This window comes from Microtetraspora malaysiensis (genome assembly GCF_050947145.1).
Classification (GTDB): domain Bacteria; phylum Actinomycetota; class Actinomycetes; order Streptosporangiales; family Streptosporangiaceae; genus Microtetraspora_A; species Microtetraspora_A malaysiensis.
Window position 1 is genome coordinate 1,139,070 of the sequence record NZ_CP191998.1, and the last position, 21,009, is coordinate 1,160,078.

General features: G+C 67.2%; 22 protein-coding genes and 1 tRNA gene. 14 read left to right on the forward strand and 9 right to left on the reverse strand.

Annotation, left to right across the window (positions count from 1 at the left end; translation table 11 throughout):
- Nucleotides 1-158: 158 nt before the first annotated feature.
- Nucleotides 159-698 (reverse strand): hypothetical protein, encoded by a 540-nt coding sequence (locus ACQP1V_RS05700; protein WP_433419539.1) that lies wholly within the window; start codon nt 696-698, stop codon nt 159-161.
- 301 nt (nt 699-999) lie between these two features.
- On the opposite strand from ACQP1V_RS05700, the gene ACQP1V_RS05705 reads away from it, so the two are divergent.
- Nucleotides 1,000-1,971: an ATP-binding cassette domain-containing protein gene (locus tag ACQP1V_RS05705; protein WP_433419540.1), complete on the forward strand. Its 972-nt coding sequence runs from the start codon at nt 1,000-1,002 to the stop codon at nt 1,969-1,971.
- Entirely contained in the window at nt 1,968-2,819 is an 852-nt protein-coding gene (locus tag ACQP1V_RS05710) for an ABC transporter permease (protein WP_387418416.1), read from the forward strand. Before ACQP1V_RS05705 ends, ACQP1V_RS05710 begins: the two co-directional genes overlap by 4 nt.
- Nucleotides 2,820-2,825: 6 nt before the next feature.
- Here the strand turns inward: ACQP1V_RS05710 and ACQP1V_RS05715 are convergent, their stop codons facing one another.
- On the reverse strand, nt 2,826-5,939 hold the full coding sequence (locus tag ACQP1V_RS05715) for an ATP-binding protein (RefSeq protein ID WP_433419543.1): 3,114 nt from the start codon (nt 5,937-5,939) through the stop codon (nt 2,826-2,828).
- A gap of 535 nt (nt 5,940-6,474) precedes the next feature.
- Here ACQP1V_RS05715 and ACQP1V_RS05720 point away from each other — a divergent pair.
- Entirely contained in the window at nt 6,475-7,188 is a 714-nt protein-coding gene (locus tag ACQP1V_RS05720) for a DUF6461 domain-containing protein (protein ID WP_433419546.1), read from the forward strand.
- 351 nt (nt 7,189-7,539) lie between these two features.
- On the opposite strand, the gene ACQP1V_RS05725 is transcribed toward ACQP1V_RS05720, so the two are convergent.
- Nucleotides 7,540-7,854 carry a DUF4145 domain-containing protein gene (locus ACQP1V_RS05725; RefSeq protein WP_433419548.1) on the reverse strand — a complete coding sequence of 105 codons (315 nt, stop codon included), beginning with the start codon at nt 7,852-7,854 and terminating at the stop codon, nt 7,540-7,542.
- A 752-nt stretch (nt 7,855-8,606) separates the two neighbouring features.
- On the opposite strand from ACQP1V_RS05725, the gene ACQP1V_RS05730 reads away from it, so the two are divergent.
- Together ACQP1V_RS05730 and ACQP1V_RS05735 are read left to right on the forward strand one after the other, a co-directional pair.
- The gene (locus ACQP1V_RS05730) at nt 8,607-9,416 is read left to right on the forward strand and encodes an ArsR/SmtB family transcription factor (RefSeq protein ID WP_387407855.1); all 810 of its coding nucleotides are present in this window, start codon (nt 8,607-8,609) and stop codon (nt 9,414-9,416) included.
- Between the two features lie 68 nt (nt 9,417-9,484).
- On the forward strand, nt 9,485-9,997 hold the full coding sequence (locus ACQP1V_RS05735; protein WP_433419551.1) for a hypothetical protein: 513 nt from the start codon (nt 9,485-9,487) through the stop codon (nt 9,995-9,997).
- 186 nt (nt 9,998-10,183) lie between these two features.
- On the opposite strand, the gene ACQP1V_RS05740 is transcribed toward ACQP1V_RS05735, so the two are convergent.
- Nucleotides 10,184-10,924, reverse strand: coding sequence for a TetR/AcrR family transcriptional regulator (locus ACQP1V_RS05740; RefSeq protein ID WP_067144286.1), 741 nt, complete (start codon nt 10,922-10,924; stop codon nt 10,184-10,186).
- A gap of 101 nt (nt 10,925-11,025) precedes the next feature.
- Here ACQP1V_RS05740 and ACQP1V_RS05745 point away from each other — a divergent pair, with 101 nt between their 5' ends.
- On the forward strand, nt 11,026-11,745 hold the full coding sequence (locus ACQP1V_RS05745) for a DUF2306 domain-containing protein (RefSeq protein ID WP_433419554.1): 720 nt from the start codon (nt 11,026-11,028) through the stop codon (nt 11,743-11,745).
- Nucleotides 11,746-11,980: 235 nt separating this feature from the next.
- On the opposite strand, the gene ACQP1V_RS05750 is transcribed toward ACQP1V_RS05745, so the two are convergent.
- Entirely contained in the window at nt 11,981-12,841 is an 861-nt protein-coding gene (locus ACQP1V_RS05750; protein ID WP_433419556.1) for an AraC family transcriptional regulator, read from the reverse strand.
- Between ACQP1V_RS05750 and ACQP1V_RS05755 the strand changes: the two genes are divergently transcribed.
- Together ACQP1V_RS05755 and ACQP1V_RS05760 are read left to right on the forward strand one after the other, a co-directional pair.
- Nucleotides 12,807-13,349, forward strand: coding sequence for a TIGR03086 family metal-binding protein (locus ACQP1V_RS05755; protein ID WP_433419559.1), 543 nt, complete (start codon nt 12,807-12,809; stop codon nt 13,347-13,349). The genes ACQP1V_RS05750 and ACQP1V_RS05755 overlap by 35 nt on opposite strands.
- A gap of 46 nt (nt 13,350-13,395) precedes the next feature.
- On the forward strand, nt 13,396-13,557 hold the full coding sequence (locus ACQP1V_RS05760) for a hypothetical protein (RefSeq protein ID WP_433419561.1): 162 nt from the start codon (nt 13,396-13,398) through the stop codon (nt 13,555-13,557).
- Between the two features lie 282 nt (nt 13,558-13,839).
- On the opposite strand, the gene ACQP1V_RS05765 is transcribed toward ACQP1V_RS05760, so the two are convergent.
- The 3 genes from ACQP1V_RS05765 to ACQP1V_RS05775 all read right to left on the reverse strand — a co-directional run bounded on the left by ACQP1V_RS05765 (nt 13,840) and on the right by ACQP1V_RS05775 (nt 15,681).
- Nucleotides 13,840-14,592, reverse strand: coding sequence for an MBL fold metallo-hydrolase (locus ACQP1V_RS05765; RefSeq protein ID WP_433419564.1), 753 nt, complete (start codon nt 14,590-14,592; stop codon nt 13,840-13,842).
- A gap of 207 nt (nt 14,593-14,799) precedes the next feature.
- Entirely contained in the window at nt 14,800-15,009 is a 210-nt protein-coding gene (locus tag ACQP1V_RS05770; protein ID WP_433419567.1) for an Imm32 family immunity protein, read from the reverse strand.
- Nucleotides 15,010-15,258: 249 nt separating this feature from the next.
- Nucleotides 15,259-15,681: a DNA-binding protein gene (locus ACQP1V_RS05775; RefSeq protein ID WP_433419569.1), complete on the reverse strand. Its 423-nt coding sequence runs from the start codon at nt 15,679-15,681 to the stop codon at nt 15,259-15,261.
- 631 nt (nt 15,682-16,312) lie between these two features.
- Here ACQP1V_RS05775 and ACQP1V_RS05780 point away from each other — a divergent pair.
- The 5 genes from ACQP1V_RS05780 to ACQP1V_RS05800 all read left to right on the forward strand — a co-directional run bounded on the left by ACQP1V_RS05780 (nt 16,313) and on the right by ACQP1V_RS05800 (nt 20,090).
- Entirely contained in the window at nt 16,313-16,741 is a 429-nt protein-coding gene (locus tag ACQP1V_RS05780) for a hypothetical protein (protein ID WP_285710289.1), read from the forward strand.
- Nucleotides 16,735-16,968 carry a helix-turn-helix transcriptional regulator gene (locus tag ACQP1V_RS05785; protein WP_285710287.1) on the forward strand — a complete coding sequence of 78 codons (234 nt, stop codon included), beginning with the start codon at nt 16,735-16,737 and terminating at the stop codon, nt 16,966-16,968. The genes ACQP1V_RS05780 and ACQP1V_RS05785 overlap by 7 nt, the downstream gene beginning before the upstream one ends.
- Nucleotides 16,965-17,945, forward strand: a complete 981-nt coding sequence (locus ACQP1V_RS05790) for an NAD(P)-dependent alcohol dehydrogenase (protein WP_433419573.1) — start codon at nt 16,965-16,967, stop codon at nt 17,943-17,945. The genes ACQP1V_RS05785 and ACQP1V_RS05790 overlap by 4 nt, the downstream gene beginning before the upstream one ends.
- A 146-nt stretch (nt 17,946-18,091) precedes the next feature.
- On the forward strand, nt 18,092-18,745 hold the full coding sequence (locus tag ACQP1V_RS05795) for a hypothetical protein (RefSeq protein WP_433419576.1): 654 nt from the start codon (nt 18,092-18,094) through the stop codon (nt 18,743-18,745).
- Nucleotides 18,746-19,412: 667 nt separating this feature from the next.
- Complete coding sequence (locus ACQP1V_RS05800; protein ID WP_433419579.1) at nt 19,413-20,090, forward strand: hypothetical protein; 678 nt, start codon at nt 19,413-19,415, stop codon at nt 20,088-20,090.
- Here the strand turns inward: ACQP1V_RS05800 and ACQP1V_RS05805 are convergent.
- Nucleotides 20,082-20,152 (reverse strand) — tRNA-Gly (locus tag ACQP1V_RS05805). The genes ACQP1V_RS05800 and ACQP1V_RS05805 overlap by 9 nt on opposite strands.
- Nucleotides 20,153-20,366: 214 nt before the next feature.
- Between ACQP1V_RS05805 and dcd the strand changes: the two genes are divergently transcribed.
- Complete coding sequence (gene dcd, locus ACQP1V_RS05810) at nt 20,367-20,942, forward strand: dCTP deaminase (RefSeq protein ID WP_067143016.1); 576 nt, start codon at nt 20,367-20,369, stop codon at nt 20,940-20,942.
- Nucleotides 20,943-21,009: the final 67 nt, after the last annotated feature.

Genomic DNA, 21,009 nt, shown 5'->3' on the forward strand with positions numbered 1-21,009 from the left:
GACGGGCAAGGGTCGGTCCGGCTTCGCGAACGCTGGTGCCTCAGGTGACGTGCAGGCTGCCATGGTGGCCCACCGGCGCGGGTTGCTCTGATCCGAAAATCGGACAGCGCGTCAGGTCGGCATGTGGGTGCACTCACGCCTTCGACCGCGAGAGCCGGTCACTGTTGCCAGTCGCAGACGTAACTGGCCCTGGCCACGTGCCACAGCGCCCACGTCGAGTTCTCATCCACGTACGCGAAGTCATCGGAAATGTTCGCCCTCTGTCGAGGAGGCTCGACGTAGACGGTCTGCATGCCCCAGGGGCGCTCCACGCGGACCGGAATCGGCCATTTCTGAGCGGAAACGGCGGAGCAATCCGTGACCTTGTAGACGAATTCGAAATCCGTCGTATCGCCCGGGCCGAGCGTGATGGGAGTGTGCGTGCCCTCCACCCTGAGCAGCCGCATGAAGGAACTGCTGCGCCCGGCGCCCACGATCGTGACAGGCGTCCACGCTTCGTTTCTGATGCCGAATCGAATGGTCATCACGCGAGTGTCGCTGTCGCCGGACCCGCTGCGGCCCTCCAGCATCACGGTCTGGAGACGCGCGCGGACCATGCCCGAATACCATGAAGCGGCTGCAGCTGCCGACACGAGCGCGACGATGACCAGCAGAATCGTCCATCGCACGCGTAATTTGGGCCCGCCCGTCTCCGTCATGCTGCCTCCCCACTCCGATCCGCCCAATTCGAGAATGACACTTCTTTCGCACTCTTCACCATTGCGGTTGGGTATCGACTCAGGCGGCTCCTGGGCGAGATCGGCAACCGCCACATCCGGCAGTGGCACACGCGGTTGGCCGAGCCGCGGACGGCGAAGACATGCCGTAGTGGAGAAGGACACCGGAGCTGGTGAAACCGCCAGGTCAGAGGTGAAACCGCCGTGAAGCCGCGATGAAGCCGACAACGCAGAAGCTCTCCTCGAACGCCGGGAGGTACTCGGCGGAGAGAGGAGACGCGTCATGGCGGACCTCGGTGCCGTCCGGGCCGAGAATCTGGTCAAGGAATTCGGAGATTTCCGGGCCGTGGATGGAATCGACCTTCACGTGCGGCAAGGCGAGATCTTCGGAGTCCTGGGCCCCAACGGAGCGGGTAAGACCACGATGCTCCGGATGCTCGCCACCCTGCTCCCGATCGACGGCGGCCACGCGGAGATCTTCGGCGTCGACGTCCGGCGGGAACCCCACCGCATCCGGCAGCTGGTGGGCGTCACCGGCCAGTACGCCTCGGTGGACGAGGACCTGACCGCCCGGGAGAACCTCTGGCTGTTCGCCCGGCTACAGGGCCTGGCCGGCACCCGAGCCAAGACCATCGCCGGCGAACTGCTCGAACGCTTCGGCCTCCAGGAGGCGGCCGATCGTCCCCTGTCCCAGTTCAGCGGTGGCATGCGCCGCCGCCTGGACCTCGCGTCAAGTCTGATCACCCGCCCACCCCTGATCTTCCTGGACGAGCCCACGACCGGCCTTGATCCACGAACCCGAGGCCAGATGTGGGACACCATCCGCGAGCTGGTCACCGACGGCTCCACGATCCTCCTTACCACCCAATACCTGGACGAGGCCGACCAGCTGGCCGACCGCGTAGCTGTGATCGACCGAGGCCGAAAGGTCGCCGAGGACACCCCCGACGCCCTGAAGACCCAGGTCGGTGAGTCGACGCTGCAGCTCAGCCTCGCTGACGGCTCCGACACCGCCCTGGCCGCGGACATCGTCCGCCGGCTGCTGGGCGAGGAGCCGGTCCTGACCCCGGAATCAGGACGGATGAGCATCCCCCTCCCCGACCCCAACCGGGCCGCGGACGTCCTGATCGGCCTGCGGGAAGCAGGCCTCGGCATCTCCTCGGTGAGCGTCGCCAAACCGACGCTGGACGAGGTCTTCCTGGCGCTGACCGGCCACGGCGCCGTCGACGAACCCCAGATGGAGGCGGCCCGATGACCACGACGAGCACCATGACCGAGACCCCCCTCCCCCCTCGGCGCGTCGACCCGTCCGCCGCGGTCGCCCGCACCACGTCCCGCAGCTCGGTCCGGGAGACCTGGGTCCAGGTCCTGGCGATGGCATGGCGAGCCCTGAAGAAGATGCGCCGCAAGCCCGAGCAGTTCTTCGACGTCCTCATCCAGCCCCTGCTGTTCACCGCGATGTTCGCGTTCATCTTCGGGGGCGCGATCTCCGGCAGCGTGTCGGACTACCTCCCGGTACTGATCCCCGGCATCCTCGCCCAGACGGCCCTGACCGTCTGCATGGCAACCGGCGTGCAGTTGCGCGAAGACATGGACAAGGGGGTGTTCGACCGCTTCAAGTCCCTGCCGATCGCGAGAATCGCCCCCTTGGCCGGGCCGATGATCGCCGACCTGATCCGCTACGGCATCGCGTCGGTGCTGACACTCGCCAGCGGCCTGGCCATCGGTTACCGCCCCGGCGGCGGTGTGCTCGGCTGCGTCGGCGGTGTCGCACTCACGGTGATCTCGGGCTGGTCACTGGCGTGGATCTTCACCTGGCTGGGCACGATGGCGCGTTCCGCGCAGAGCGTCCAGGGCATCTCGATGATGATCATGTTCCCGCTCACCTTCCTGTCCAATGCCTTCGTCCCCGCCCAGACGCTGCCCGGGTGGCTGCAGGCGTTCGTGAAGGTCAACCCGGTGTCGCACGTCGTCTCCGCGGTACGCGACCTGTTCAACGATGGGGCCGTGACGGCCGAGGTCGGCTGGGCGGTCATCGGCTGCGTGGTCGTCGTCGCGATCTTCGCTCCACTGGCGGTCCGCTCGTACTCCCGCAAGATGTAGACGGTGTCAGACCACCCGCTTCAGGACGGTATGGGCCTCGGCCAGCAGGTCGGGGCCGCGTCGTTCGCCGTATTCGGCCTCGATCCGGGACATGACGCCGGGAGCGATCCGTTCGGCGTGCGCGGACAGCACCGACCACTGCATCGTCGGGGTGAACCGGCTGTAGGCGAACCGGTCGGCGAGCGCGAGCAGGCGGACCCCCTTCTCGGCGGGCAGTGCTCCCTTGAGCAGGCCCCAGGTGCCCAGCCCGGCGAGCACCATCCCCATCACCGGGTAGTCCCGGTTGAACGTGTGGTCCGGGTCGAACATGATCAGGACCTTGGCCCGCAGCGACTCGAAGAGGTCCGCGCCGTCGTCGCCCTCGCCGTACTGCGCGAACGCCGAGAGTGCGATGACCTCGCCCAGGATGGCCCACAGTGTGGAACCGTCCGGCGTGCCCGGGATGTGCACATTCCGGAGTACCTCGACGGTTTCGCGGTGCCGCCGCAGTCCCTCGGCGATGTCGCCGTCGACGAGGGCCAGCTGGGCTCTGCCGACGGCGACCGAGAGGACACCGCCGTGGGTGCCCCGGGAAGCGAGCGCCTCCAGGTCGTCGATCATCCGTGCGGCCTCGTCGCGGCGCCCGTCAGTGAGCGCCGCCATGGCGCGGGCGGCGCGGATCTGGATGGCGTCGTCCACCGCCCCGAGGCGTTCGAGCACCGGGAGCGCCTCGTCGGCATGTACGGAGGCCGACGCGGAGTCACCGAGATGCGCGTACAGGCCGGCCAAGTGAGCGTGTAGCAGCGCCCGGCGCCAGGGGCCGCCGTCGTCATCGACGAGTTGGAGGGCGGCCAGGGCCGCCTCGATCGCGCCGGCCGGGTCGCCGGCGTTCTCCAGGCCGTGGCTCAGCCAGTGCAGCGCGATCTGGCGGATCATGGGGTCGGGATCGTCGATCAGCGTGTCGAAGCCGTTCCCGGGGTCCGCCGCCGTGGTGAGCCATGCGGTCACCAGCGCCCGGATGTCCGGGTTCGCCGAGTCGGCGCCCAGCGCGGACAGCATCCGTGCCAGCTCCCCGATCTCATCGGAGGAGACGAAAACGGTGTTGAACAGCGCACAGCTCAGGGCCACCCGGGTCCGGTCGAGGAGCCGGGGTGGTGGCGTCCAGCCGGTCAGCACGGCGGTGACGGCCGGGGTGAGGACGATGCCGCGCGGATGGTCTCCGCAGATCGTCCAGTAGCCGCCCAGAGTGGAGAACAGCACCACCACAGCTTCCGGGTCCGGGTCGGCGAGGGCCTCGCGCAGGATGTCGGCGAGGTTCGTCTCCTCCGAACGCAGCCGGTCCATCGCGTCGACCTGCTCCGGTGAGTACAGCCGGACACCGTGCCGGTCGGCGTAACCGACGGCCCACGCGCGCACGGCGGCCCGCGCCTCCGCGGTCTCACCGGCCGAGTCCAGCCGCATCCGGCCGAACTCGCGCACCGTCTCCAACATCCGGTACCGGACGCCGTCGGCCGCCTCCACGACGGTGAGCAGGGACTGCTCCACGAGCTCCTCGACGTCGCCGAGAGCGTCTCCGCCGAGCACCTCCTCCGCCGCGTCGAGGGCGAAGCCGTCCGGGAAGGCCGCGAGGCGGCGCAGGGCCCGGCGCTGCCGCTCACCGAGAAGGTTCCAGGACCAGTCGATCACCGCCAGCAGTGTCTGGTGCCGGGAAGGCGCGCTCCGGTCGCCGCCGCGCAGCAGCGCGAACCGGTCCTCCAGCCGGCGGGCGATCTCGACCGGTGACATCACCCGCACCTTCGCGGCGGCCAGTTCGATCGCGAGCGGAAGGCCGTCCAGGCGGGCCACGACGGCGCGCACGTCCTCCTCGTCGAGACGTACGCCGGGCCGGGCCGCGGTCGCGCGGTCGCGGAACAGCTCGACGGCGTCGCCGGTGCCCAGCTGGGGCAGCGGGTAGACGTGTTCAGCGGCGATCGCCAGCGGCGAGCGAGTCGTGGTGAGGACGCGCAGCTCCCGCGTGGTCGCGGTCAGATAGGCGACCAGGTCGGCGACCGCCTCCACCAGATGCTCGCAGTTGTCGAGCACCAGCAGCGTCGGGGCCAGGTCGAGCTGCTGGGCGATCCGGGCCCGGATGTCGGCGCGCTGCCGCGGGGTGAGCGTGCGGCGTCCGGTCACCGAGTCGCGGACGCCGAGCGCCGACCCGACCTCGCCGACCAGGTCCTCGGGCGTGGTCACACCGACCAGCTCGACGAAGTGCGCCACCGGCTGCGGGGCCTCGCGGGCGACGGCATGGGCGAGCCGGGTCTTGCCGAGCCCGCCCGGGCCGAGGATCGAGACCACCCGGGAGGTGGCGAGCAGCGCCCGCACCCGTCGGAGGTCGTCGTCGCGGCCGAGCAGCGGGGTCGTGTCGAACCGCACGCCGGCACGTACGGGGCTGTCGAGCGCCAGCAGCTCCTGGTGGATCCGTCGCAGCTCCGGGCCGACGTCGGCGCCGATCCGTTCACGCAGGTCCGACCGATAGCGCTCGAAGCGGCCCAGCGCGGCGCCCGTTCCGCGCACCGCCACCTCGCTGCGCAGGAGGTCGGCGAGCAGCCCCTCGTCCTCGGGGTGGACGCGCACGGCTTCTTCGAGCCCGGGCAGGGCGGGGCCGTGGTCGCCGCTCCGGCTCCGGGCGCGGGCGAGCACGAGCCGCGCGGACGCCAGGTCGCGTTCCGCGCGCCGACGCACCTCGGCCAGCGGACCGTCACCCTCGGGCGGCAGCGCCCCGACGCCCAGCGCGAGCGCCTCCTCCGCCACCACGGCCGCCGCGGCCGGATTCTCGACGAGCAGCGCCCGCGCCCGGCCCGCCAGATCGTGCAGCCGGCCGGCGTCGACCCGGTCGGCCGGAACCTCGAGCCGGTAGCCGCCGTCTTTCGTGACCAGCGCCTCCGACCCCACGACCGACCTGGTCCGAGACACCAGGACCTGCAGCGCTTTCGCTGGATTGGCCGGTTCGTCGTCCCCCCACACCTCCGCGACGAGCCGGTCCGCGTTCACGGTCCGGCTGGCGAGTGCGAGAGCTGCGAGCAGCGCCTGAGCCCTCTCGCCGACCACCGGCTGCCCTTGCCACCGCACACCGTCGAGCAGGCCCAGGTAGATCGGCATAGCGCAAGTCTAGGCTTCGCCGAGCCATCCACCCGTTCTCACCTTTGACCCGCAGGCGCAATGCTCGCCGCCGGGCCGGGATCTGTCTCCTAACTCGCCCTTGGAGAGGGTGACGGGAATCGAACCCGTGCCGTCAGCTCGGGAAGTCTTTCAAGATGATGTGATCTGAGCCGGGAAAGCGGGGTGCAGGTCAGAGTAGGCCGGTTGACCATGAGTCTCCGTGAGTGACCGAGGCTCCCTGCTTGTTCTGGCACGGGTCTGGCACGCGCCCAAGAGCGAGATCACCCCCAGGTGCCAGGATTCGGGCGGCGTGACATGTCAGGTATCCGGTACTCGGTTGGGATCCGGGACGTGAACGCTCAGCTGCCTCGCCGTTATCTCGACATGATCGAATATGTGTAGATTCCAGAACGTGTCGGACTCCCCATTTCGCCGGATGCGAATGACCCGGCTTGTCCGTCCCGCTGGAACTCCTGGCCTTTGCGAGTGGGCCGAGGCCAACGGCCATTGGATCAGTGCGGGAGGCAGGGTCCCCTTGCACGTCCACGAGGCATACATTGCGGCGAACCCCGACGTGTACGAGGTGGTTCGCGTATTCGCGCAAGACTCCGGAGCCGGTCCAGGTGTTTACGACTGGTCTGAGGACGGGCCGCTCGGTCCCACCTACACAATCGCCTTCGTCCGCGGACTGGACGAGCGCGAGGTCCTGCACGGCCTTGGTGCTGAAGCGCAGGACATTCGGCTCGTCTCCGACGAAGAGGTCACCGACTACCGGATGACGGGGATCTCTGAGGAGATCGTCAGGGTCGCCCGCGCCGGAGATTGGACGGTCGCCGAGTGCAAAGGCCGCCGGGGGAACTGGCGTGAGTCCGTCGAGTTTCTGTCGCAGGATGGAGGCGAGGCCATCGTCGTACAACGCGACGGCACCGCTGGTGACAGCTTCATCCACGCCGTGGACGGGCGAGCGGCGACCAGCTTCACACCGTCTTGCCCGTTCGATCGCCAGGGGAGCGCACCCGATGGGCTGAACGAGCATCTGCGCGCATTGGGCATCGATCCCGCCGCAGGTGACATCATCGACAATGCCGTCCCGGCAGCCCTTGCTCTTGCCAGCAGAATCAGCGGCATAGTGATCACCGATACAGTCGACAACGTCGGCCCTGAAGCCTTCGCTCATGAATTCAGGGGTTTGGTGATCCTCGATCCGGAATCTCCTCGGCTGGGAGCAGTGATCTCCAGCCGGTGGTAGGGCGCTATGGGATGGTTCCGCTTTGACGGCCTCCAAACTCCGTGACCCAGCCTGCGTGTGTGGAGCGGGTGATGGAAACCGAACCCGCACTGTCAGCTTGGGAATCGCATGGATCACGGCTGTGAGGGGCGCATACCTGGGCGTAGGGCCGGTCATAAGTGATCGTGGTTGCCCCTCGTCATCCTGTCTAATTGCACGACGATCGGGAGCCAAAACGCAGATCAAGGCTGATCGGTCTTGTAGTCGAAGTACACGGTGAGGCTCGACCAAGGGCCCTCCGTCGTGATCTCGGTGTGCATAATCACGTCGTGTACCTCAACTTCTCCGAGGTCCTCGATGCTGTCGGCTGCCCTACGAAGAAGTGCCGGCAAATCTGATCAAGTCCGCTGTTCGCAACCCGTCAATCTTGGTCGCGAGGTTGCTTCCCCGAACGTGCTTGTCCTTGGCGATTGCCTCCACCGTCATGCGGGCCATGGTCGCCGCTGCCCGAAAGGGTCCAACTGATAGACAGGTGTGCGCGTCCTTTGCTGCCTCTGAGATATCCACGGGAAAATCGTCATACTGCGTCTGAGGCATCGGACGAGGCCAGTGCGCGTATAGTTCGTCCCGGATTGCATCGTGGAGAATAGCAACCGGGTGGCCGCAGTGATGCGCCGGGGCGGTCATCGATTTATGACGGCTGCTTTATCAACTGAGCTGAGCGAAGGACCGTCGTGCTTGGTCGACGGTAGCGATTTCGTGGGCAGGAAATGGAAAGCCCCAACCGTCTTCATAGGCGCGCTCGCCGATCTCATGTTGCAAGCGGCGGAAACCTGCAATGATCGCTCGTGCTAGGTGGTCCAGAGTGCAGTTTGCGTTAAAAAGTATTTCTGCGTTCCTGTTTGCTTGGTTGTGGTCGGGGAACCAGAGAATGCGCACTTGGACGTCGAGCTGGTCTCGCTCGAAGATCCACCGAAATACTCCTGGTTCCTCCTCCCAGGAGAGGGCAACCTTGCTATCGCCAAGACATAGGCGCTGGAGCGCTCCTAAGAGGTCGCGGGGGGCGTCTGTGATAAAAGATGCGTGTAGCTCGGCCTGGGCACCTCCTACGGCGATCCGTGCCCGACCCCAACCTCGGCCGGTTAGCCAGAAGTCGAATCGAGCTGGATTCATCTCGTCCTCCACTGTCGCGATATAGCCACTCTACGGGGGTTATCACTAGCCGAGTCGCTCGATGATGGCGGGCCTGCCCCTGTGAAAGTGGGTACGCGTTCGCTTTGTCATGCGGCCGGCGTCAACTTAGTTGATCTTTGTGTGCTGGTGTTCGCAGGCGATGGGCTGAGCTGTCCGCTCGCGGTACGACGACCACGGCCACCGATCTGACCAGCGGTGATACACCCGCTTGACATTATGCAGGTAATCACCTGCATAATGCCGGGGTGAGCCTGGAAGCCAAAACGATGGACGCAGCCTTCAAGGCACTGGCCGACCCCACCCGGCGCCTCCTGCTCGACCGGCTGCGTGAGCGCAACGGTCAGACGCTGGGCGAGCTGTGCGAACGCCTGGAGATGGCTCGCCAGTCGGCGACGCAGCATCTCGACGTCCTTGTCGACGCCAACCTCGTGACCGTGGTGCGGCGCGGACGGCAACGGCTGCACTACCTCAACCCGGCGCCGATCCACGAGATCGAACAGCGCTGGATCGCGGGGTTCGACAGGCCACGACTGCAAGCGCTCAGCGCCATCCGGAGTCAAGCCGAGGAGTACGCCATGACCGAGACATCCGTCTCCGTGCCGACCTACGTCTACGTCACCTACATCCATGCAAGCGCCGAGCAGGTGTGGCGTGCTCTGACCGACGCCGATCTGACCGCGCGCTACTGGGGGCACGCCAACGTCTCCGACTGGCAGCCGGGCTCGTCCTGGGAGCACCGGCGCGCCGACGGATCAGAGGCCGTTGACGTCGTCGGTCGGGTGCTCGCCGCGGAGCCCCCGACCCGTCTCGTGATCACCTTCGAAGACCAGCCGGACGCCGCATCGCTGCGGGACCCGTCGGTGGTCACCTTCCTCATCGAACCGCACCAAGACATCGTCCGCCTGACCGTGACCCACGAGGACCTCCCCAACCAGGAGATGCTTAACGGGATTTCCCACGGCTGGCCCGCCGTCCTGGCGAACCTCAAGTCCCTGCTCGAGACTGGCGAGGTCCTCCCACAGGCGCCCTGGGACATGTCCCGTCCGCACGCCTGAACCGGTCCTCGCCGCCACCCTGCGCGCATGGTTCCACGCCGCCCACCTGCAGAAAGAGGACGCCCCCCATGGAATCCGCCCAGCTCCAGGCGGCCTACCGCTCGCTGCTCGACGCCGCCACCACCGTGGCTGACTACGGAGGCGGCGCGATCACCGTCCCGCCACCCGGCGAGTGGACCGCCGACCAGATCCTGGCGCACGTCTCACTCGTCACGGCGACCACCATCGCCGCCGCCTCCGCCATTGCCTCCGGCTCCCACACCACATACGACAACCGCATCGCGCTCGACGCCTGGACCATCGACCGCGTCACCACGCTCGCGGGTGGCACCGCCGGGCTCCTCGACCGCATCCAGCACCAGGCAGACGCCCTGTGCGCGCTCGCCGGGCCGGCGCTGAGCGAGGCCGAACTCGACACTCCCGTGCCCACCCGGCTGCTGTCCAATGACGCCTGCATGGTCGATCAGCCCATGCCGCTGCGGGACCTCCTCGCGGGGCTCGCCGAGACAGAACTGCCCGGCCACACGCAGCAGCTCCTGGCCCTCCTCCCGGACCGCGCGCCGGCCGACACCACGGCCTGATCATCGCTGTAGCGCTCCACGGGGGAACTGGTCCTTGGCCCGCCCGAGTCCAAGGAGGGACGGCGGATCGTCGGCATCCCGCAGCCCATCGTCCAGGCGCTCAAGGAGCGCATCGCGACCGTCGAACTGCTGCCCGAGCTGAAGGTCCGCGCCTCCTGCGGCACCGCGCCGGTCGGCTATCCCGGGTCAGGCCCGGGTGGCGCGTTCGATCGCCACCCCCACCCCGTCGAGCAGGTGGTCCAGGCCGGCGCGGAAGTCGTCGTCCGGACCCGCCCCCGGGTTGGGGGCGAACACCCCGGCCTCGATGGTGCGGGCCAGTGCCGGGAACCGGCCGGGGTCGGCGAGCTCGGTGAGCAGGGCGGCGTACGCCCCGTCGGCCCTTTCCTCTGGTTCGGCGGTCATAGACGTCAGGATCTGGGCCGCGCCGCGCACGTAGTGCACCACCAGCATGACCATCGAGAACCGGGCCCGCGGGTCGAGCGGCGTGCCGCCGAGGGCGCGCAGCGCGGCGTCCAGCCAGGCGAGCTGGCCGGGGTCCACCGGTGGGGAGTTCACCAGCTGGACGATCCACGGATGCCGCAGGTAGACGCCGAACAGCTCGACTGCCCACCGGGTGAGTGAGCCGCGCCAGTCGGCCGGCGCCGTGCCGAACTCCGGCGGCGGGCCGGGCGCGGCGGCCAGCATGAACAGCTGCAGGTCGTCCTTGCTGGCCACGTGCCGGTACAGCGACATGGGCGCGCAGCCGAGCCGTTCGGCGAGCCGGGCCATGGACAGCACGGCCAGGCCCTCCTCGTCGGCGAGGGCGACGGCCGCCGCCACGATCCGCTCCAGGCTGAGCGCGGGCGTGCGTCCCCGCCCCTTCGGCTTGGCCCGCCCCCACAGCACGTTCAGCGCGTGTGGCAGCTCGTCTCCGATGTCGTCCGGCATTCCAGGGAGCCTACCAGTTTGCGTATGGCCTACGCCTTGCGTATATGGTACGCATTGAGCGTATGGCATACGCATCTACTCGACCTCCCCCTGGAGCCGTCATGGACACGACGATCGACAGTCCTCCGCCGGTACCGGCCCGCCGGCGTCCGTGGTGGCGGCGCCGCTGGACGGTGCCGCTCGGCCTGCTCACGGCCGGGTTCCTCGCGTTCTCGCTGCCGCCGTACCTGACCGGGGATCCGTCGCTGTCCCGGGTGCCGCAGGCAGAGGGGTTCGGCCTGCACTACCCGCTGCTCGTGGCGCACGTGCTGTTCGCCTCGGTCGCCATGGTCACCGCGTTCTTCCAGGTGTGGCCGTGGTTCCGCCGGCGGCACCCGGTGTGGCACCGGCGCGCCGGGCGGGTCTACGTGTTCGCCGGGGTGCTGCCGGCCGGGCTGACCGGCCTGGTCATCGGGGCGCGCACCCCGTTCGGGCTGTTCCTCGCGGTCAGCGATGTGCTCCTCGCGTTGCTGTGGCTCGCCTTCACCGTGGCGGGCTGGCGCGCCGCCCGCGCCCGCCGGTACGCCGACCACCGGCGCTGGATGCTCCGCAGCGCCGTGCTGACCTACTCCATCATCACCAACCGGGTGTGGACCGGGATCCTGATCATCGCCCTGCCCCCGCTGCAGGACACCGTCTTCCACGGCGACCCCGACCTGATGGCGTGGACGATCTCCGGGCTGTCCGGCTGGCTCGGCTGGACGATCCCGCTGCTGGTCGTGGAGTGGTACCTGGAGCGTGAGGTGGCCCGCCGCGGCCGCCGCACCGCGCTCGCGACCTGATCCCGGAGGCCGATCCCGGGCCGATCCCGGAACGACCGCCCGCCCCGGAACCGCCGCCGCCGGTTCCGGGGTGTTCGCGTTTGCGGAGGGCCCGAACTGCGCGATCTACTCCCTGACCTGGGCCTTCGCTTGTGGAGCGGGTGACGGGAATCGAACCCGCGCTGTCAGCTTGGGAGTAGGCTACCGATCTTGCTGCGCCTCGCCAAAGGAGATGGCCTCCCGCTGAAGGCCGGGGTCAGGCCTGGCTTCTGAGCCGGGCGTAGGCCGCAGGAGGCATGCCAACCGCAGCGGTGAAGTCGCGGGTCAGGTGTGCTTGATCGGTGTAGCCAAGCTCGGCGGCCAGCGTGGCGAGGTCGAGGCCCTGGTAAACCCGCTCCGCGGCCTCGTGCAGGCGGAAGCGGCGGATCACCCACTTGGGGCCGATGCCGACATAGTCCCGGAACAGCCGCTGCAACGAGCGCACCGACCGCCCCGATCTGGCGGCCAGCTCGTCGACCCTGGTCACGGACACGTCGTTCTCCACCATCGCCGCCAATGCCGCGACCTCTTCCGTTAGCGGATCCTGATTTGGCCCCAGACTCAGTAGGAACGTCTCGGTGAGCGCGATGGCGGCCTGGGCGTCGGGCTCGGCCAGGACTTGCTCGACCAGGGTCGCGCCGGCTGCGCCGTACATCTCGCTGATCTCCACGAACCGGCCGGTCAGCTGGGATACCGGACCGCCGAGGAACGGCCGGAAGCCACCCGGGCGGAAGCGTGTGCCGAGCACGCGGCCGCTGCCCCGCATCGTGTAGGAGAACCCGCCCTTGATCACTCCCGCGATCCGGCGGAAGTTCTGGGTGATCGTCATGTTCACGGTGGGGTGCGAGACGATGCGCTGTTCGTACGGCTCGGCGAGATCGGTCCACGTGACGACCCAGAAGTGCTCCACGTACGCCGCAATCTCGGGCGCTGGCGCCTGCCGGACGAAATCGAACGCGTTGAGCCCCGCGTACGGGTTGACCCAGCCGCGCTGTCGCGTTTCTACAAGCCGCCCTTCGGGCAGGCGAGGCACGCTGGTCGCCATGGAAGACATGATGCCGCTGATGACGCGCGCCACCGAACGGACCGCGAGATTGGTGCGTGCGGTGCGGCAGGAGCAGCTCGGGTTCTCGACGCCATGCGCGAAGTTCGACGTCAAGGACCTGATCAACCATCTCGAATGGGTGGCGGAGATGTTCGAGTCGTTGGCTCGCAAGGGGCCGAGCGTTGCGCAGGGGCCTTACGCGGGCGACTTTCCCGAGCGAGCGGAGGGCATGCTGGCCGCCTGGTCGCGGCCCGAGGCATGGGAGGGAACCAGCCCCGCCATGGGCCTGCCGATGACCGCGCTGGGCCACATGTACCTCGTCGATATGGTCGTGCATGGCTGGGACCTGGCCAGAGCCACCGGTCAGGAGTACGAGCCGGACCCCGAGGCCGTCTCGCGGGTGCTGCACTTCACTGACCAGATGGTGGAGATGGGCAGGCAACGTGGTGTCTTCGGGCCGCCCGTGGCAGTGCCGGACGACGCCCCACTGTTCGACCGCCTGCTCGGCCTCATCGGTCGGGATCCAGCCTGGACAGCGTGATCTGCTCCAGCCCTATCAAGACGTCGTCCAGTGGGGCGGGGTTGGTGTGCGCCGCACCTTCGTCTCGCAGTCGGGCGCGACGTTGCGGGAGCTGATGAACCGTATGGGGCACTCGACCACGCGGGCCACGCTGATCTATCAGCACACCGCGATGGCGCGGGATCGGGCGATCGCCGACGGGCTCGGGAGCTCGCCGAAGAAGCCCTGAGCGAACAAGATTTGAACGGATCGGGCACGGAAGATCGAGAAGGCCCTAGAAATGATCAAGGCCCGGGTCGGGGATCTGTCCCTGACCTGGGCCTTCGCTCGTGGAGCGGGTGACGGGAACCGAACCCGCGCCGTCAGCTTGGGAAGCCTTTCGCGATCATGCTGTCTGAGCTGGGGAAAGACTCACCTGCCGGTATGTCGGTCGAGTGACCGTGACTTCCCGGGATTCCCCGCTGGTCGCCGACCGTACGGGCACGCAACGGCACGCCGTGACGGGTAGCTTTCAGCGGTGCGGTGTCCCGATGGTGACCTTGAGGTCTTCTTCGGCCGCCAGCACAATACCGTCGAACGCTTGTTGAGCTGCGGCCACGGAAACGCCCCGGTCGTTGCCCGGCCAAAAGTGCGTGAGCATCAGTCGGCGGGCGCCCGCCCGGCGGGCCCAGTAACCGGCCTCGGCGGAGGTCAGTAGATTGCGTGTGGGGCGACTGGTCTCGCCGTCGCGGTCGGTGGCCTCGACGATGAACAGGTCGGCGTCGCGGCCGAGTTCGGCCAGCACGGGAGTTGGGCCGGTGTCCCCGGAGTAGGCCAAGGCGACCCCACCAGCTTCTAGGCGGATTCCTGCATTGAGTACGTAGTGCGGGAGCGACAATCCTTTCAGGTCAAAGGGGCCCAACCGGTAGCTTCCGGGCAGCGGATGCACGTCGAAAACCGTGTGCAGGTCAACGTCGGGTTCCAGGCCGCCGATACGGTCGAGCACTCCTGGCGGGCAGTACAACGGCAACTTTGGTGCACCAGTGTCACCGTAGAAGCGCATCCGAAACAGGCCGTGCAGGTCGATGCAGTGATCAGGGTGCTCGTGGGTGATGACGACGGCGTCCATCGCACCGTCTGGCCAGTGCGCGAGCAGCCGAGGCAGGGTGGCATAACCGAGGTCGAGCACCAGGCGGTAACCATCCCAGTCCACCGCGAAACCACTACAGGCACGGCCTGGTTCGGGAAAGGCGCCACAACTGCCGAGCACGCTGACTTGTCGCATCTGCATAGAATGTCAAACCGTGCCAGCTGTCTATCTGGCCTGAGCTTGCCTACGTGGAGCGGGTGACGGGAATCGGACCCGCGCTGTCAGCTTGGGAATCGCATGGATCACGGCCCGTACGGGCGCTGACCTGGGCGTGGGGCCGGTCAGGAGTAACCGTGGTTGGCCCCTCGTCACCCCTTTTAACGGCCCGCTAATGGCCGGCGGTCATTCGCCCCACTCATCGTGATCGAGCACGAGGTTCACCGAACCAGGCGTCAGTTGTCCTGCTGATGCTTCTAGATGGAAGTGTGTGGTCAAGGGCGTATCGGACTCGGAAAGTGTGAGGAGGAGTTCAGCAAGAGAGCGAAGTGCGATCTTGTCTCCCTGGATCACGACCTCGTTGTCGTATGCCCGGACGGTCAGTTGGTGATCCATGGGCCATGATCGCGGGGCTCTGTAGTCGTGGCCGGATGCGAGGGTGTGAGTGGTTGGAGGTTTGGCCACGTCGGGACGATCGTTCACACCGTCAGTGTCCCTGGTTATGCGTCCAAGAAAACGCTGACTTAGGCGTATGCCGGATCGAGTGCCGTTGAATCCCCGGGACTAACCGCTGATCGCCAACCGTACGGGCACGCAACGGGTACGTCCGTCCGACAGGTCCATCGTCTCGATCGCCCCAGCAAACTAGGCCTGGCTCGCCTCCACGCGGCCGGCCAACCGCTCGTAGCGTTGCTGGGCGGCCTGGGCGCTACCGAGCCCCAACCCGAAGGCGATCTCCTGCCAAGTGAGGCCCCGGCCCCGTGCGATGAGCAGCAGGGAGGTCTCCAGCTGGTCCATCTCGGCCCGTGCCAGTGGGATGAGGGTAAGTGCGGCGGTGATGTCGGCTTGGTCGACCTTCGGCTCGTCGACGTCGTGCTGTGCAGTCCCTGCGGCGAGGAACGACACCAGCCTGACAGCCTCCTGTGCGCCGAGGACCTGTGGGTGGACCTGACGATCGCGCTGGTCTTGGGTCGCTGCGTGCCGATCGGCGATGCGGGCGAGGGCGGTGTACACACGGTGTGCCCGCACCTGATCGGGATTCGACAGAGCGAAGGGATCTTCCGACATGCCCTCAGGATGGGTCATAAACATCTTGTTGTCAACGATTCGTTTAAGCGCTACTGCTCGGACCTCTGAAGTCCAAGGCGGGACGGCGGCATCCCGTGGCCCATCGTCCAGGCGCTCAAGAGCACATCGCGACCTATGTCCAGGGCGAGCCGGGCGCGCTGCTCTTCCCCGGCGTAAAGGGCGGCGCACTGCGGCGGAGCGGCTTCAACACCCGTACCCGTTGGGTGGATGTGGTCAAGGAGGTCGGCGAGGCCATCGGCCGCCGAGCGGGTGGTGGGCCGCGAGGTCATGCGGTGGCTGCGGGGGCCTAGGGTCTCCGGCCTAGTCACTGGGGTCGATGACCCGGCCGGGGGCGCTCGATATGCCAATCCGGCCCGAGCGTGCGGAGTACTTGTGCGACGCCCTCATCTCAAGCAGATGAGGGCGTCTTCAGGCGTGTTCGCCGGGGCCGCCGGAGCACCGCTCCGCGGTGCGGAGGTCGCAAACAGTGGTGGGCCCACGGCAGATGCAGCGCGTCGACTGCGGTGCGTTGCGGGCGGTCACACGGAACTCGATGTAAGAAATTGTAGACACCACGTCAAACATTAGTTACGTTCAGGGTGTCAAAAATGTTGTACACCGAGGGGCAGGCATGGCGCACAGAGAGAAGCGCGCGTGGATCATGTTGGTCGTCGCCGTGGTGGCGTACGCCGTCTACGTGGTCACTGTGGTGGGCCGCGGGGGTGGGCGGCCGTTGACGGAGGCTCCTTACGCGGCGGCGTTGCTGTGGACCGTCGGCGCGTCGATCGTGGCGAACATCGTGGCTGAGACCGCGATCGGTGTTGTGAGCCCCAAAGCGTCGCGGGCCGCGGACGTGCGTGATCGACAGATTGGCCAACTCGGCGACTACGTCGGTCAGTCGTTCCTGGTCATCGGGGCGGTCGCGGCGATGCTCATGGCGATGGCTGGGTGGGATCGGTTCTGGATCGCCAATGTGATCTACCTGGGCTTCACGCTGTCGGCGGTCCTCGGCTCGGTCGCGAAGATTGCCATGTACCGCGGGAGGCTCCCGCAGTGGTGAAGCCGACCCGCGTGACGAACTGCATCCGCGCGCTGCGCTTCGCGCACGGCGAGATGACCCAGGCCGAACTGGCCGAACGCATCGGCGTGACCCGGCAGACCGTCATCGCCATCGAGCAGGGCCGGTACTCGCCCTCCCTCGAAGTGGCCTTCCTCATCGCCAACGTCTTCGGCGTAGGGCTCGACGATGTGTTCCAGTACCCCAACTCTGGCGAGGAGACATCATGAAGGCGATCGTTCAGGACATGTACGGCCCGGCGGACGTGCTGGCACTGCGTGACATCGATCGGCCCTCGGTCGGTGACGACGAGGTGCTCGTACGGGTGCGTGCCGCAGGCGTGGACCCGGGCGTATGGCACCTCATGACCGGTCGGCCGTACCTGGTGCGGGCCTTCGGGTTCGGACTGCGCAAGCCCAAGGTGCCGGTACGCGGCCGGGACCTGGCCGGGGTTGTGGAGGCCGTCGGTGCGCGGGTTACACGGCTGCGACCGGGGGATGAGGTGTACGGGACCTGCGAGAGCGGCTCCTTCGCCGAGTACGCAACCGCGCGGCAGGATCGGCTGGCGATCAAGCCGGCGAACCTCTCCTTCGAGCAGGCCGCGGCCACGCCCATCTCCGGGACGACCGCTCTGCAGGGCCTGCGCGACTGTGCGGGCCTGCGGCCAGGGCAACGAGTCATGGTCATCGGCGCGGCGGGCGGCGTGGGCAGCTTCGCCGTGCAGATCGCCAAGGCATTCGGCGCTACGGTCACCGGCGTGTGCAGCACCCCGAAGGTTGACCTCGTCCGTTCCCTCGGCGCCGCTGAGGTCATCGACTACACCCACAGCCAGATCGACGGCAATGGGGCACGGTATGACGTCATCATCGACACGGCGGGTAACCGTCCGGTATCCCTGCTGCGGCGCGCCCTGACGCCGCGCGGAACCCTGGTCCTGGTCGGCGGCGAGCATGGTGGCGGCCGGCTACTGGGCGGCTTCGACCGACAGATGCTGCGCGCACCGTTCATGTCCATGTTCGTCAGTCAGCGCCTGCGCAGCCTGATGGCCAAGGAACACGCCGCCGACCTCGAGGAACTACGACGGCTCATCGACTCCGGCGCCGTCACACCCGTCATCGACCGCGACTACCCCCTCGCCGACGCCGCTGACGCGATCCGCCACCTCGCTCAAGGCCACGCGGCCGGAAAGACCGTCGTCACCGTATAGGTACTCGCCGTCGACCCCGTACCTCAGCACCCGCTCGACGACCCGCCCGCAGCGACGCGATATCCGTGGGGACACCGCGAAACCCGACCACATAGCCATCCAACGACACCCGCACCACTGACGTCCCAACGTCCGCTCATCGGCATGTGAGTGAGCCACCAGGCCGCTCAGGTGTCACCGACGGTAACCAGGACGACCGAGCCCTGGTCGGCAACGGCGTCTCGGTGTCGATGGCGGCGAAGGCGTATCGGCTGCTGCGGGCGGTGCTGATGACTGCGGCCGAGGACGATCAGATCATCTCGGCCAACCCGTGCCGGATCCGCGGGGCCGGCGACGAGCATCCCGAGGAACGCCCGGTGCTCGCCGTGGCCCAGGTCTTCGAACTGGCTGACCGCATCGGCCGTCGTCCGGTCGGCAACGTCCGCAAGGTCAAGAACGCTGCCTACCTGCTGCGCTTCCAGCGGAACGGCGAGATGCGCACCCATCCCGAGATTCTCCACAGCCGTGCAGATGCCGAGCGGGCGCTGTGGAAGATGGGTATGGACGGCCGGGCTGACTGCACTCAGGATCGGCGGTTCCGCGCCCTGGTGCTGCTGGCGACCTTCGCGAGCCTGCGATGGGGTGAGGTGAGCGCGCTCCGCCGTAGTGACCTCGATCTGGAGGCCGCGACGGTTCGCGTTCGGGCGGCCTTCATCGAGCGGTCTACGGGTGAGCTGGTTCTCGGGCCTCCAAAATCCAAGGCGGGACGGCGGGTGATCGGCATCCACAGACGATCATCCCCGCACTGCGTGAGCACCTGAGTACTTACGTCCTCGACGAACCGGGCGCGCTCCTCTTCCCCGGCGCAAAGGGCGGCGCACTGCGGCGGAGCGGCTTCAACACCCGTACCCGTTGGGTAGATGTGGTCCGCGAGATGGGGATGACGGGTCTTCACTTTCATGACCTTCATCACACCGGCAACATGCTGGCGGCCGAGTCAGGCGCGGGGTCAAGGACCTCATGGCCCGGATGGGACACGACAACGTCAGGGCGGCCATCAGCACGCCGTACGCGGGGCGGACAAGGCGATCACGGACGCGATCGACAGGCACATCAGCCGAGCAAGTGACGAGGACGAGGACGGCTCAGCGGGCACGCTCGTCCCCGTCGGCTAATTGCACGCTAATTGCACGGAAGATCGAACAGGTGCCAGAAATGATCAAGGCCCGGGTGGGGATCTACTCCCTGACCTGGGCCTTCGCTCGTGGAGCGGGTGACGGGAATCGAACCCGCGCTGCCAGCTTGGGAATCGCATGGATCATGCCTCATAGGTGTGCTGAGCTGAGCTTCGGGCTGGTCGTGAGTGACCGTGGCTGACCCCCCGTTACCGAGGTTAATGGCACGCCAATGGCACGACGATCAGCTTGTGGCGTGGGTCCTCTTACTCGGGGGTGCTCGTGCGGTCAGGTTGCCATCTAAGGAGCTGTGATGACGAACTCTTGCTTGCCCGGTGTGCTTGTGCTGGCCGCGGCGCTCGCCTTGTCCGCCTGCTCATCGGATTCCTCTGCCTCTCCGGTCTCCCCCTCGGCTCCGGAGGTGGTGAAGTTACGGGCGCCAGCCAGGAAGGTGCTCGACGGCCGACTTAACCGGACGGTCCGTACTGCGGGCCTGACAAGAGAGATCGGCCGCAGCGGTCTCGATCGATGCAGGAGGGGCAACGACGACGACAAGAACGAAGAGGACTTTTCAGCGAAGTGCGCGTTGACCCTGCACCGGGCCTACTTTTGGGACGGCGATGTCGATGCCTTCCTCGACCGCTTTCGCGGTTGCCCGAGCATGGTCACCGAGATCAGGGACTACTGGCACGAGTTCGGCGGCAAGCCGGAGCCTCGAAATAGCTCGCACGTCTACGATGCCGGCGATCTCCCCGAGTTCGTCTGTGATGGCGTGACGATGGGGTTCGCCACCTCCAGCACCAGGGATCCGCACTTGAACTCCATGCCGGGCGCTCGGCTCTGGGATCCGGATGGCGGAATGTACGAGCCATACCACTGGGCGCCTGAAGGTAAGCCGTGGCTGAAGGACTGGATGAGCATCCGTGACACGAACAAGTTCCTGATTGCCCTGGAGGCATCCGAGGACTACTGGTCACTTAAGAGCGGGTGACGGGAATCGAACCCGCGCTGTCAGCTTGGGAAGCTGATGTTCTGCCATTGAACTACACCCGCATCGGCTGTTCTGAGGAGCAACCGCGTCCAACACTCTAGCGGAAACTCGGCATGGTGATGCCGTCGAGGGCGAGAAGTTTTGACGGCCTCCCCTTCCTGGACCGGACGCCGCGACCTCGAAGGCGGTCGACCGGTCCTGGGGTTCGAGTGGCCGGAGGTGCTTCCTGTGGATGTCCGCGACCGGGGCTGAGTGGGGGCGGTTACCCTTGCACGCGTGTTGCTTTCCGACCGTGACATCCGTGCCGAAATCGAGACCGGACGGGTCAAGATCGACCCGTACGAACCGGAGATGATCCAGCCGTCCAGTGTGGACGTGCGGCTGGACCGGTTCTTCCGGGTGTTCGAGAACCACCGGTACCCGCACATCGATCCGGCCATGGAGCAGCCCGACCTCACCCGCCTGGTCGAGCCGGAGGGCGACGAGCCGTTCATCCTGCATCCAGGCGAGTTCGTGCTGGCCAGCACGTACGAGGTGATCAGCCTTCCCGACGACATCGCGTCCCGGCTTGAGGGCAAGTCGAGCCTGGGCCGCCTCGGCCTGCTCACCCACTCGACAGCGGGTTTCATCGACCCGGGCTTCGAGGGGCATGTCACTCTGGAGTTGTCCAACGTGGCCACCTTGCCGATCAAGCTGTGGCCGGGCATGAAGATCGGTCAGCTCTGCATGTTCCGGCTCAGCTCGCCCGCGGAGTTCCCGTACGGCTCCCATCGGTACGGCTCCCGCTACCAGGGGCAGCGCGGGCCGACGCCGAGCCGGTCGTTCCTCAACTTCCACCGCACGAAGGTGTGAGTTGCCGCTTCACCGGCGGCACCGTGCTTCACCAGCGTCTATGTATTAACAGATGACTACGGGGCAG